This window comes from Clostridium sp. CTA-6 (assembly GCF_054768115.1).
Window position 1 is genome coordinate 40,856 of record NZ_BAAAAU010000013.1, and the last position, 12,865, is coordinate 53,720.

The window sequence follows — 12,865 nt, forward strand, 5'->3', positions numbered from 1 at the left end:
AGGTTATTTCTTTTTATCAATAACTTCATCAATTAAACCATATTCTTTAGCTTCTTCTGCACTTAAGAAATGATCTCTTTCTGTGTCAAGCTCTACTTGTTCTAATGGTTTTCCTGTTCTATCACTTAGTATAGTATTTAATTTTTTCTTCATTTTTAGAATTCTTTCAGCATGTATTCCTATATCTGTTGCTTGACCTCTAAATCCACCTAGTGGTTGATGTATCATAACTTCACTATTAGGCAATGCATATCTTTTTCCCTTTGCACCAGCTGCAAGTAAAAATGCGCCCATAGATGCTGCCATTCCTACACATATAGTAGAAACATCTGGTTTTATATATTGCATTGTATCATATATTGCCATTCCAGAAGTTATAGAGCCTCCCGGACTATTAATATATAGATATATATCTTTATCTGGATCCTCTGCTTCTAAAAATAATAGCTGTGCCACTATTAAACTAGCGGTTGTGTCGTTAACCTCTTCACTTAGCATTATTATTCTGTCCTTCAACAACCTAGAATAAATATCGTAAGATCTTTCCCCTCTATTAGTTTGTTCTACAACTACAGGTACTAAACTCATATATATCTCCTCCTTTATAAAAATAAGATACTAATGATACCTATGTGATATTTATAATTATTAAAACTTAGTTGCCAGAAAATATATCCTGGCAACTATATTATTATCTATCATTATAAATGAACTAAGCTATTTCTTTGCTATTTTCTACCAATAAATCTAAAACTTTTCCATTAACTATATCAATTTCTAAGTATGCTTTTTGAGCGTTTACTATTAATTCAGCAGTTTTTTCTACATCCTTTTGACCATATTGTTTAGCTACTTCCATAGCTTTTTCTTTTAATTCTTCTTCTGTAGCTTTTATATCTTCTACTTTAGCAATTTCTTGCATTATTAAATCTGTTTTAACTCTTTTTTCAGCTGTTTCTTTCATATATTCTTTTACTTTTTCTTCTGAGCTATTTGTAAATTCATAATATGATTTAAGGTCTAGACCTTGATATTTTAATCTCATTTCTAAATCTCTTACCATATTATCTATTTCTTTTTCAATCATAACTTTTGGTATTTCTATTTCAGCATTTGCCGCAACTGCTTCAACTACTGCTTCTTCATATTCTGCTTTAGCTTTATCAGATAGCTCTTTTTTCATTCTATCCTTTATATCTGATTTTAATTCCTCTAATGTATCAAATTCTGAAACTTCTTTTGCAAATTCATCATCTAATGCTGGAAGTTCTTTAACCTTTATATCTTTAATTGTTACTTCAAAAGTAGCTGGTTTCCCGTTTAAATCTTCTCTACCATATTCTTCTGGGAAACTTACATTTACTTTTTTTGATTCATCTTTTTTAAGACCTACTAATTGATCTTCAAAATCTCCTATGAAAGTGCCTGAACCTATTTCTAATTCATAGTCCTTAGCTTCTCCACCTTCAAAAGCTTCTCCATCTACATATCCTTTAAAATCAATTATTGCTATGTTTCCTTTTTCAATTTCTCCTTCTTCTTTTAGGGATACTCTTGCATTTTTTTCTTGCATAGATTTTAATTCATTTTCTACAGCTTCATCTTCTACTTCATATGAAACTTTTTTAACTTCTACACCCTTATATTCTCCTAGTTTAACTTCAGGAACAGTTGTAATTTCTGCTGTATATATGAAATCTTTTCCTTCTCCTATTTGAACTACATCTATTTGAGGATAATCCACTGGTTTTATGTTGTTTTCTTCTATAGCTTTAGGATATGTATCTTCACAACAGAAATTTATAGCATCTTCAAATAAAACACCTTCCCCATAGTATTTTTTTATTATATTTAAAGGTGCTTTACCTTTTCTAAATCCTGGCACATTAAATCTTTTAGCATTCTTTTTAAATGATTTTTTAACAGCTTCATTGAATTTTTCACTATCAACTGTTATTTCTAATTTTACAACATTCTTTTCTATATTTTCCACTTTAACGTTCATTATACTTCTTCCTCCCAATTCCTTGTTATATGCTCATTTTAACTATATCATTATATCATATATTTAGAACTATTAACATAGATTACACTAACATAAAATAAAATAGCTTATAGTTACCTAAATTACACTTTATTAACTATTATATATCATATTCCATATTGTTTACAATATTTTTCATCATAATAAAATATTTTGAAGAAAATCTTTTGAATCTATTATTTCTGAATATGAGGAATAATTATCATTATAAACTTCTATAGTATAAACATTATTATACCCCATTTCCTTTAATTTACAACATATTTTTTTTAAATTTATATTCCCTTTTCCAGGTAGAAGACAAATATTATTTTCATCTCTATCATTTATATGAACATTAACTATTTTGTTTCCCATTACATTTATGTATTCCATAGGATCTTTACCTATTTTAAAAGCTTGTTTAATATCCAATGTGTAATGTAACTTGCTGCTGCACTTTTCATTTAATATATTTAAAAAATCTATATTTGAAGACATACACCAAGCTACATTTTCTTGAGCTAATTTTATTCCCTCTTCATTAGCAATATAATTTAATTCATTATAAACATCTATAATATGATCCATATTTAAATCTAATAAATTACTTCTTCTCATACCATGAAATGTATAATAATTTGCTTCTAATAAGCTCCCTGCCCTACATACTTTTTTAAATATTTTTAGCATATCTCTTTGCCTTCTTTTATATGGGTCAAATAAATATGGCTCAAAAGCACTTGAAAATGCATGAATTGAATTTATTAAAAAATTATTTTTTTCCTTTTGTTCTTGCAAAATTTTTATAAAATTTTCATCATATTCACTATAAGTATTTAAAAAAATTTCCCCAATGTTAAATCCTAAACTTTTCATAACTGATATGCTTTCTTCTATTGGTACTTTAGGATACAAACAAGCAGAAGACATTCCTATTTCCATATTTACCTCCTTAAATAAAGCAAGAGTGTATATATTTCATACACTCTTAAAAATTTTATATTTTAATTGCTACTTATTAACTTTTAGTTATTTAATATTTTTAATTTACTGAGCTATACTTCCATCTGCTTTTAAAAATAAAGTTTTGCCATCTGCAATTACTGTAAGACCTTTTTCTGTTAATTTATCAAACTTAATGTCTTCTCCTGATATATTTTGATTATACAAATGAGTTTTATTTTTTATATTATACATCCATACATATTTAGTGGTTTTATTAAACCATGGCAGTTGAGAAACATAGGCTATATTATCATTATCTATGAATTTAGGTAAAACTCCCCATAAATAATCTTGTTTTGACGCTAATATAGCATCCTTTTGAAAAGTTGTTCCAGATGTTGATGTATACTGCTTATTTGTTATATCTTGCTTTTCACCATTTAAATTTACTAAATAAATATTTTGAGTTTTAGGATTTGTTATAACTATTGAATTTTTTGAAGGATTTATATCATATAATAAATTATTTTTATTTAAATCTATAGACTTAATAGTCTTATTTTTATTAGTATCTTCTATATATATCAACTTTATTTTTATATTGTCTTCTAATTGAACTTCTATATTATTATCTTTAGGAACTTCACTTTCTTTTTTTACTGTGGCTGCATTTTTATTTTCATTTTCTTTTTTATTTTCCTTTTGTTCTTGTTGTTTATTTTTTTGTTCTTCTTCAGCCTTAGTTTCTTCTTTTATTTGATTTAAACTATTTTTTATTTTTTTACCAATACCATTATTAGTGAATATTATTCCTAAAAAAATTACTATTATAACTATAACTGAAAAAAATGTCCTTCTTTTTCTCTTTTTCATTCTATTTTCATAATCTTTGCTAAAAATACTTGGTTTTGCCACAATAATTCCTCCTATATATAATACCTATCTATACTAAAATAAATAAAATGTATCAATTATTATAATATATAATTAACACTATTATAACTCAAAACAACAAAAATTAATAACCATTTTCATAATTATTAAAGTAAAATTAAGTTTTTGTTTAATATTTGTTAAAACTAAAAAAGATGTCTCAAAATTAAATCTATTTTGAGACACTCCTTATTTTTAAATTTATTTTTGTTCTCTACTACCTGGTTTTACAAAAGGTATATTTTTTTTACATAACTCACAATTATCTTTTTCATAAGTTTCTATTTCTAATTTACAAGCACTATATATTGGGTAGTTTGTTTTTATACCTTCCGCTCTTCTATCAACTATGCATGCTATACCTACTACTTCTCCACCCATTTCTTCTATAACTTTAGCTACTTCTAAAGAAGATTTTCCTGTAGTTATTACATCCTCTGATATTATAACTTTATCTCCTTTTTTTATTTCAAATCCTCTTCGTATACACATAATTCCATCTTTTCTTTCTGCAAATATGCCTGGTCTATTAGTTTGCCTTGCTAATTCATAAGATACTATTACACCACCCATAGCTGGTCCTACTATTATATTAAAGTCTGCATCTTTAAGCTTTTCTGCTACTACACTAATAACTTTTTCTGCTTTTTGTGGATATTGAAGTAGTTTCGCACATTGACAATATCTATTACTATGTCTTCCAGATGATAGTAAGAAATGCCCTTCTAATAATGCATTTGATTCTTTTAATATATCTATAACATTTATATTACTCATTTATATCTTCTCCTTATACTCACAAAATTTATTTTAAATAATTCCCCTTATTTCTTCTAAAGTTTGAATGCCTTCTTCTTTCATATAATTTTCTAATTCTTCTATTATATCTAAGGCTGAATATGGATGCATAAAATTAGCTGTTCCTATTTGTACTGCAGTAGCCCCTGCCATAATAAACTCTATTACATCTTTATAATTACATATTCCTCCTATACCTATAACTGGTATTTTTACCTGCTTACATACTTCATATACCATTCTTAATGCTATAGGTTTAATACATGGACCTGATAAACCTGCAGTTACATTTTCAAATACAGGAGTTTTTCTTTTTATATCTATAGCCATAGCTTTAAATGTATTTACCAATGAAATTGCATTTGCTCCTGCCTTCTCACATTTTATAGCCATATCTACTATATCTTCTGCATTAGGAGATAACTTTACTATAAGTGGCTTTTGGCATATTTCTTTAACTTTTTTTACTACTTCATAAGCTATTTCTGACTTTATTCCAAAAGCCATACCTCCATGCTTTACATTTGGACAGGATATATTTAGTTCTATCATATCTACATCTGTTTTATTTAATTTTTCTATGACTTCAATATAATCTTCTATACATCCTCCACCTACATTTGCGATAGTTACTGTGTCTATTTTTTTCATTTTAGGTAACTCTTCTCTTATAAATTTATCTACCCCTGGATTTTGAAGCCCTACACTATTCATTATACCGGAACTAGTTTCATAAATTCTTATGCCATTATTTCCTTCTTTAGAATTTAAGGTCAATCCTTTACTTGAAATTCCCCCTAATTTAGAAACATCATAGAATTCCCCGTATTCTTCTCCAAATCCAAAAGTTCCTGATGCAGCTATAATAGGATTTTTAAAAGTCTTATCACATAAATTTACTTGAAGCATTATATATCTCCTTTCAAAAGAATGTCCTCTCCTTTAAATACGGGACCATCCTTGCAAGTTCTTTTATTACCAAATCTAGTTTTACAAGTACACACAAGACATGCTCCTATACCACAGGCCATTCTTTTTTCCATAGATACATATAAAGGAGTTTTCTTCTCCCTACACATCAATATAATCTTATCCATCATTATTTCTGGTCCACAACATAGAACCAAATCATAATCTTCTGGATGAAAATAATCTGTTACATATCCTTTTTCTCCGGCACTACCATCCTCTGTAACTACAACTACATTATCTACTAAATTATTAAAATTTTCCGTGCAATAAACCTGATCTCTAAACCCTGCATAAATATCCATATTTATATTTTTTATACTTTTTATTAAATAATTCATAGGAGCTATTCCTATACCACCAGTTACTATAGCTATTTTCCCCTTTATGTTCTCTAAATCAAATCCGTTTCCTAAGGGTCCCATTATCTCAACTTCTTCTTCTGACTTTATTTTAGATAAAATTTTAGTTCCCTTTCCTTCTAATTTATATAAAAATTCTATGGAATTATCATTTATATCATGTATGCTTATAGGTCTCCATAAAATAGGTTCATCTTGCCAAGCCCTTATCATATAAAACTGTCCTGGCTTTCCTTTAAAAGTACCATCTAAGGTCATTTTAAATATACCTGTTGATATACTTTTATTTTCTATTACCTTTACTTTAAAAGTTTTAGACTTTATTTTACACACCACTCTTTCTCGTGATCTAATACTATAAAAATATATTTATGTCATGGCTACAAGCTCTTCATCTATTTTATTTAAATAGGAATCAACTGCTAATACACTCCTCAATAAGTTCTTCTAATACTTAAAATCACTTAATGTAAATCTATATAATCTGTAAAGTTTTTTTCATATTTATAACTTCTGCTCTCGCATATTCTTCAAAGTTTTTTCCTTCTTCATCATATTTTTTATATGCAAGCAATATTCCCCTTGAAGAATTTATAATACCTCCATTACCTTCACTTAAATAAGATTTAGCAACTTCAGCTTTTCCTCCCTGAGCTCCATAGCCAGGTATTAAAAAAAATGTATGTTTTAATTCTTTTCTAATATTATTTTCTTCTGCTGTACATCCAACCACTGCTCCTATAGAGCTATATCCACAATTACCTAAAAATTCTTTTCCTATATTCTCTATCTTTTCTCCTACTTTGTTGTATACCTTTTTATTGTCTTTTAAATCTAAATATTGTATATCCTTTGAACCTTCATTAGAAGTTCTTAATAACAAGAAGGCTCCCTTATCCTTATTTTTGAAATAATCTTTATAGGGTTCTAAAGTATCCATTCCCATATACGGATTTAATGTTATAAAATCACTTTCAAAATCTCCCTCAAGATGAGCTTTTGCATACATTTTAGCTGTAGCAGATATGTCTCCTCTTTTTATATCTGCTATAACTATACCGCCTTTTTTTCTTATATATTCTAAAGTTTTCTTGTACAAAATCATTCCTTTAATTCCCATAGCTTCATAATAAGCTATCTGAACTTTATAACAAGCTGACACATCAAAAGTTGAATCAACTATCCTTTGATTAAATCCAAATATAGCATCTTCTATATTGGTAAATTTATTTAAAAATCCTTTTGGTATGTAACTTATATCTGTATCAAGACCTACACAAACACATCCCTTTTTTTCTACACTTTCATACAATTTATCTATAATCAATTTATTCATCCTTTCTTCTTATATTAAAATTCACTATATACTATACATCCTGCTTTAAATGTAACTTTAATTCTTCCTTTAAGGCACATACCATCCATAGGAGTATTTTTCCCTTTTGAATGAAACTCTTCAGATTTTACTTTATATTCTTCTTTTGTATCTACTAAAACTAAATCTGCTTCTCTTCCTATTTTTATTTCTCCCTTATTTACACCTAGAATATCCGCTGGATTCTTAGACATTATTTTTGAAAGTTTGCTTAAACTAATATGATTATTATGAACTAATTTTGTATAACATGTAGAAAAAGAAGTTTCTATTCCTGATATTCCCGGACTACCTTTTAGCTTATCTTCTTTACTATGAGGTGCATGATCCGTTCCTATGCAATCTACTATATCTTCTTTTATTGCCTCTATTAATACTTTTATATCTTCTTCTTCCCTTAAAGGTGGATTTACTCTATAAAAAATTTTATTTGTAAGTGCTATATGATGTGGTGCTACTTCACAAGTTACTTTTAAACCTTTCTTTTTAGCATCACTTATATATTCCATAGATTCTTTAGTGCTTACATGAGCTATATGGACCTTACACCCTGTAAATTCTGAAAGGGCTATGTTTCTCCAAGTCATTAAATTTTCTGAAAGCCTAGTATCTAGATTTGTTACATCATGTTCCTCTGAGTGACACATTACTATAAGATCTTTTTCTTTAGCTTTAAACATAGCATCTATTAATACCCTTGTGTTCATTACATCTTTTCCATCTTCTGATATTATTTTTACTTTCTTATCTATAGAATCTATATGACTTATATCATCACCAGAAAAATCTTTTGTAATGGACATACATTGATGGATATCTACCAACCCTATTTCTTTCCCTTTTTCTAAAACATATTCTACTTCTTTATTAGAACTACATATAGGTTTAGTATTAGCCATTAAGTTTACCATAGTATACCCACCTTTTACTGCCGCTCTGCTTCCTGTCAATATATCTTCTTTATATGTAAAACCTGGTTCTCTAAAGTGGGCATGCATATCTATGAAAGATGGAAGAAGAGTTAATCCTCTTCCATCAAATATTTCACAATTTTTATTTAAATCTTTTCCTAGTTCCTCTATAATTCCGTTTTTTATATAAATATCTCCATGGAAGTTTTGACACCAATCTATTATATTGACATTTTTAATTAGTAGTTCATTCATTTGTGCACTCCTCCATAAATTTTATATTTTATTTATATCTCCTCCTGAATATATTTCGTCACAATATTTACATCTATACTCACCATTTTCTTCATCTACTAAGTAAAATTCATTAGGTATATAATTTTCTATAGATGTTATGCAACGTGGATTTTTGCATTTTATAACATTTTCTATTGTTTTAGGTAGTTCTAACTTTATTTTTTCCTTTATTTTTTCATTTTCAATAACATCTATTGTTATTTTAGGATCTATAAATCCTAATACTTTATAATCTATCTCCATAATATTTTCTATTTTTATTATATCTTTTTTACCAAGTTTTGAACTTTCCGCATTCATTATAAGAGCTACTCTATAGTCTGCCTCTTCTAATCCTAAGTATTTAAATATTTTTATACCATATCCCGCTTGTATATGATCTATTACTATACCATTTTTTATACTATTTATTGTTAACATATTATCTTACCCCCAATAATTTTGCTATTAAAGCCATTCTTACATACATTCCATATTTAGCCTGTTTAAAATAACATCCTCTTGGGTCTTGATCTATTTCATAAGCTATTTCATTAACTCTTGGTAGTGGATGAAGAACCATCATATCTTTTTTGGCATATTTCATCTTTTCACCATCTAATATATAACTATCCTTTAATCTTACATAATCATCTTCATTAAAGAATCTTTCTCTTTGAACTCTTGTCATATAAAGTATATCTAGTTCTGCCATAGCATCTTCCATTTTTGAAACTTCTTTATATTCTATATTATTTTTTTCTAATATTTCTTTTCTTATATAATCAGGAATCTTTAATTCTTCTGGGGACATAAAAATAAATTTGTTGTTTTTATACCTTGATAGGGCCTTTACTAATGAGTGTACTGTTCTTCCAAATTTTAGATCTCCACAGCAACCTATAGTTAAGTTAGATAAATCTCCTTTTAAGGATCTTATTGTTAATAGATCTGTTAATGTTTGAGTTGGATGTTGATGACTACCATCTCCAGCATTTATAACTGGTATTTCTGAATACATTGCAGCTATTGCTGGTGCACCTTCTTTGGGATGTCTCATAGCTACTATATCTGCATAACAACCTACAGTTCTTATAGTATCTGCAACACTTTCTCCTTTTGCTACTGAACTTGAATTAGGCTCTGAAAATCCTATTACCTGTCCACCTAATCTAAGCATAGCAGCTTCAAAACTAAATCTTGTTCTTGTACTTGGCTCATAAAATAATGTAGCTAATATTTTTCCATCACATACATGTAAAAATTTTTCTGGGTCCTCAATTATTTCATCTGCTAATTTAAATACCTCTTCTAGTTCCTCTAATGAAAAATCCATTGGGTCTAATAAATTTCTTCCTTTTAACATATACAATTCCTCCTTTTTAATCTCTCTGGATTAAATTTAAAGGTATAAAAAATGCCTTCCTTTTTTAAAGGAAGGCACAATTATACTCTAGTTTAAAATATTATACTTTCATATAATATTTATAATTATACTCTTTTTATAAAATATGCTTTTCTCTTCCTTTTTAGTCTCACAGGACTAATTTTAAAGGTCTTATAAAAATTTTATTAATCTTTATTGGTAATGTTAGCACAGAAATTAAACTAAGTCAACTATTATTTTAATCTTTGTGACATTAAAGCTGCTCCTATAGCTCCAGCATATCTTCCAAGTTCATGGGCTTTTACTTCTGAGCCTAATTTTTCTGATAGTCTCTCTAATATGTAATTATTTTCACTTAATCCTCCAGTTAAAAAATATTGTCCATTATCTGAATGTTTTTGGCATAAAGATTTTACTTTTCCGGTTATAGAATCTAATACTCCATAGGCTATATCTTCTCTTTTCTTACCACTACCTATTAAACTTATAACTTCTGACTCTGCAAATACTGTACACATAGAGCTTATAGTTACATTTTCTCCATTTTTTGCTCTTTCACACATTTCTTCTATATCAAAACCCAATGTATTTGCCATTAGTTCTAAAAATCTACCTGTTCCTGCAGCACATTTATCATTCATAGTAAAATTAGTAACATTACCATCTTCCACTGTTATAACTTTTGTATCTTGGCCTCCTATATCTATAACTGTGCAATCCTTCTTAAATAGATAGTAAGCTCCCTTGCCATGACAAGTTATTTCTGTTATAGTTTTATCCGCATAAGGAACAGAAACTCGACCATAACCTGTAGCAACTATTTTAGAATTTTTTTTATCTGCTCCTATTTCTTTTAATTTATTTTTAATTTCCTCTGCAGTTTTAACACTGCTCCAACCTGTTGGCAATACAAATACATCCTTTATATTATCATTTTCAAATACACAAACCTTAGATGCAGTAGATCCTATGTCTATACCTATATAAAACATTTAACCCCACCTTTTCTATTAATTAAGCATAAAAATTTTTTATAGTTTTAGTTAATGAATGTAATCCCGAAGTCTTCACTCCATTATTTTCTATTAATTTTTTTATAAAATTTTCATCATTCTTATTATACATTATACATATACCACAGGATTTAGATAGTTCTCTTGGTGTAGGAACAATAGTATGTTTTATTTTATTTTTGCTAAGTAAACTATCCATTTTCATACCTTCTGTATGTGAAGGAAAAAGAATATAGTAATTTGTTTGCTCCATTTTATACACTTCCTTTCACAATATTTAATTATATGTATTAAAAAAATAACCTAGTTTTACTATAGCCCATATTTAATAAATATGTAACTAAAATTGAATACTTATTAGCTATACATTATACATTATATATTTATTATAAAACATGAGAAACCAGGAGAGAACCCAAACGGTGCATCTCCTGGATAAAATTTGTAGATGTAATTTCAAACTTTTTAATTAATTATATTTTTAATCTCTTTTTATCTTATATCATTTCAAGAAATGCTTCTACTCTTGTCTTTATCTGTCCTGAATCTTCTGTTGAATAATCTGTTTCTATATGCATTATTGGAATATTCTTCTCTTTTAAATTTGCTTCTACATCCCTATGTTCAACTGCATAAGTATGGCAGAAAGATAAATTAGTATCTATAACTCCATCTGCTCCATATTCTTTTGTATATTTTATTATATCATCTATTCTTCCTGTGTTTGGCGTAAAACAGGCACAATTTATATTCAAATATCTATCTGCCAAATTTTTAATTAATTCTTCTAAAGTTTCGCCCTCTTCTGAAACTTCCCCTTCAAAGTATCTAGTTCCTGTACAAGTTTCTTCTACTACAACTTCAGCATCTAAACTTTCTATTATTGAATGAAGCTTCCAGTTTGGTAGTGCCATTGGAGTTCCTGTTATTAATATTCTCTTTTTATTGCTTTCTTGAGAGTTTTTAATTCTTTCTTCTAATTCATCACATAATTCATGAACTTTTTCTGTAAATCTCTTTGGATCATCGTAGAAAGCTATTTGAGTTATTAATAAACAGTCTAATCCACTTATTGGTGATGGTTTATATTTTCTTAAATCATATAATCTTTTTAAGGCTTTTCTTTTAGCATTAGTTACTCTTATACCTTCTTTTAGTGCTTCTACTGTTATTTTATTGCCTGTAATTTCTTCCACTTTTTTAATAAGGTCATTAATTTCTTCTCCCCATTTTTTGAAGTCTTTATCTCTTTTCATTTGAGGAAGATCCATTACATGTACTGGTACATATTCATCTAATATTTCCCATGCTTTTTTCTTTCCATCACAGGTAGTTTCTCCTATAACCATATCACAGGATTGGAAATAAGGGCATGTACCACCTATTTTAGCACCCATAAAAGCCTTTATAAGAGGGCACATATTTCTTGGTAAAACCTTTTCTCCATCTTCAATCCAAAACTGAGAACCTGCACATAAACCAACACTTAATGCTTTTGCTGCTACAATAATTTCTTCAGGAACAAATACACAAAAAGTTCCTACTACTTTTCCACCTTTTTTTCTATGTTCGTCTAATTCTTGAATTCTAAGTCCATGAACTTCTGACACAACAAAATTAAAATAATTCATTCCCTCTGGTCTATTTTCTTGTGTCAAATATGTAGAGCCATATAATTCTGGTAAAACAGCACATAATTGATCATGCTTTTCTAGGTTTACTCCTAAATCCGTCCATAATTTTCTATAATCTCCCATTAATAAAATCCCTCCAAATCAATTACTTCATATCAATTTTACCATAGTTAATATATAGCAAGTTATTTGAATATGTAATGATTACAGTTATACTTATTATATTTTTTTATACA

The 12,865-nt window shown here is 27.9% G+C and carries 14 protein-coding genes; all 14 read right to left on the bottom strand.

What is annotated here, in order from left to right; translation table 11 throughout:
• Nucleotides 1-3: 3 nt before the first annotated feature.
• On the bottom strand, nt 4-588 hold the full coding sequence (clpP, locus tag ACYUDJ_RS18545; protein WP_003483372.1) for an ATP-dependent Clp endopeptidase proteolytic subunit ClpP: 585 nt from the start codon (nt 586-588) through the stop codon (nt 4-6).
• A 124-nt stretch (nt 589-712) separates the two neighbouring features.
• On the bottom strand, nt 713-2,005 hold the full coding sequence (gene tig / locus ACYUDJ_RS18550; protein WP_003483370.1) for a trigger factor: 1,293 nt from the start codon (nt 2,003-2,005) through the stop codon (nt 713-715).
• 177 nt (nt 2,006-2,182) lie between these two features.
• Complete coding sequence (locus tag ACYUDJ_RS18555; protein ID WP_003483367.1) at nt 2,183-2,968, bottom strand: sugar phosphate isomerase/epimerase family protein; 786 nt, start codon at nt 2,966-2,968, stop codon at nt 2,183-2,185.
• A gap of 105 nt (nt 2,969-3,073) precedes the next feature.
• Nucleotides 3,074-3,886, bottom strand: a complete 813-nt coding sequence (locus ACYUDJ_RS18560) for a hypothetical protein (protein WP_003483365.1) — start codon at nt 3,884-3,886, stop codon at nt 3,074-3,076.
• Between the two features lie 219 nt (nt 3,887-4,105).
• A complete protein-coding gene (gene pyrE, locus ACYUDJ_RS18565) occupies nt 4,106-4,681 on the bottom strand; it encodes an orotate phosphoribosyltransferase (RefSeq protein ID WP_003483363.1) in 576 nt (191 codons plus the stop codon).
• A gap of 33 nt (nt 4,682-4,714) precedes the next feature.
• Nucleotides 4,715-5,611: a dihydroorotate dehydrogenase gene (locus ACYUDJ_RS18570; RefSeq protein WP_003483361.1), complete on the bottom strand. Its 897-nt coding sequence runs from the start codon at nt 5,609-5,611 to the stop codon at nt 4,715-4,717.
• On the bottom strand, nt 5,611-6,366 hold the full coding sequence (locus ACYUDJ_RS18575; RefSeq protein WP_042384244.1) for a dihydroorotate dehydrogenase electron transfer subunit: 756 nt from the start codon (nt 6,364-6,366) through the stop codon (nt 5,611-5,613). The genes ACYUDJ_RS18570 and ACYUDJ_RS18575 overlap by 1 nt, the downstream gene beginning before the upstream one ends.
• Nucleotides 6,367-6,508: 142 nt before the next feature.
• Nucleotides 6,509-7,360, bottom strand: a complete 852-nt coding sequence (gene pyrF, locus ACYUDJ_RS18580; protein WP_042384241.1) for an orotidine-5'-phosphate decarboxylase — start codon at nt 7,358-7,360, stop codon at nt 6,509-6,511.
• A gap of 23 nt (nt 7,361-7,383) precedes the next feature.
• The gene (locus ACYUDJ_RS18585; protein ID WP_003483356.1) at nt 7,384-8,574 is read right to left on the bottom strand and encodes a dihydroorotase; all 1,191 of its coding nucleotides are present in this window, start codon (nt 8,572-8,574) and stop codon (nt 7,384-7,386) included.
• A 21-nt stretch (nt 8,575-8,595) separates the two neighbouring features.
• The gene (locus ACYUDJ_RS18590; RefSeq protein WP_003483354.1) at nt 8,596-9,036 is read right to left on the bottom strand and encodes an aspartate carbamoyltransferase regulatory subunit; all 441 of its coding nucleotides are present in this window, start codon (nt 9,034-9,036) and stop codon (nt 8,596-8,598) included.
• 1 nt (nt 9,037) lies between these two features.
• Nucleotides 9,038-9,961 carry an aspartate carbamoyltransferase gene (gene pyrB, locus ACYUDJ_RS18595; RefSeq protein WP_003483352.1) on the bottom strand — a complete coding sequence of 308 codons (924 nt, stop codon included), beginning with the start codon at nt 9,959-9,961 and terminating at the stop codon, nt 9,038-9,040.
• Between the two features lie 254 nt (nt 9,962-10,215).
• On the bottom strand, nt 10,216-10,974 hold the full coding sequence (locus tag ACYUDJ_RS18600) for an acyl-CoA dehydratase activase (protein WP_003483351.1): 759 nt from the start codon (nt 10,972-10,974) through the stop codon (nt 10,216-10,218).
• Between the two features lie 22 nt (nt 10,975-10,996).
• A complete protein-coding gene (locus ACYUDJ_RS18605; protein ID WP_003483348.1) occupies nt 10,997-11,248 on the bottom strand; it encodes a DUF3343 domain-containing protein in 252 nt (83 codons plus the stop codon).
• Nucleotides 11,249-11,492: 244 nt separating this feature from the next.
• Nucleotides 11,493-12,752 (bottom strand): double-cubane-cluster-containing anaerobic reductase, encoded by a 1,260-nt coding sequence (locus tag ACYUDJ_RS18610; RefSeq protein ID WP_003483346.1) that lies wholly within the window; start codon nt 12,750-12,752, stop codon nt 11,493-11,495.
• Nucleotides 12,753-12,865 lie beyond the last annotated feature (113 nt).

Coding starts and splice junctions, on each gene's coding strand:
- clpP (WP_003483372.1), bottom strand. CDS start 588: ATGAGTTTAGTACCTGTAGTTGTAGAACAAACTAATAGAGGGGAAAGA.
- tig (WP_003483370.1), bottom strand. CDS start 2,005: ATGAACGTTAAAGTGGAAAATATAGAAAAGAATGTTGTAAAATTAGAA.
- ACYUDJ_RS18555 (WP_003483367.1), bottom strand. CDS start 2,968: ATGGAAATAGGAATGTCTTCTGCTTGTTTGTATCCTAAAGTACCAATA.
- pyrE (WP_003483363.1), bottom strand. CDS start 4,681: ATGAGTAATATAAATGTTATAGATATATTAAAAGAATCAAATGCATTA.
- ACYUDJ_RS18570 (WP_003483361.1), bottom strand. CDS start 5,611: ATGCTTCAAGTAAATTTATGTGATAAGACTTTTAAAAATCCTATTATA.
- ACYUDJ_RS18585 (WP_003483356.1), bottom strand. CDS start 8,574: ATGAATGAACTACTAATTAAAAATGTCAATATAATAGATTGGTGTCAA.
- ACYUDJ_RS18590 (WP_003483354.1), bottom strand. CDS start 9,036: ATGTTAACAATAAATAGTATAAAAAATGGTATAGTAATAGATCATATA.
- pyrB (WP_003483352.1), bottom strand. CDS start 9,961: ATGTTAAAAGGAAGAAATTTATTAGACCCAATGGATTTTTCATTAGAG.
- ACYUDJ_RS18600 (WP_003483351.1), bottom strand. CDS start 10,974: ATGTTTTATATAGGTATAGACATAGGATCTACTGCATCTAAGGTTTGT.
- ACYUDJ_RS18605 (WP_003483348.1), bottom strand. CDS start 11,248: ATGGAGCAAACAAATTACTATATTCTTTTTCCTTCACATACAGAAGGT.
- ACYUDJ_RS18610 (WP_003483346.1), bottom strand. CDS start 12,752: ATGGGAGATTATAGAAAATTATGGACGGATTTAGGAGTAAACCTAGAA.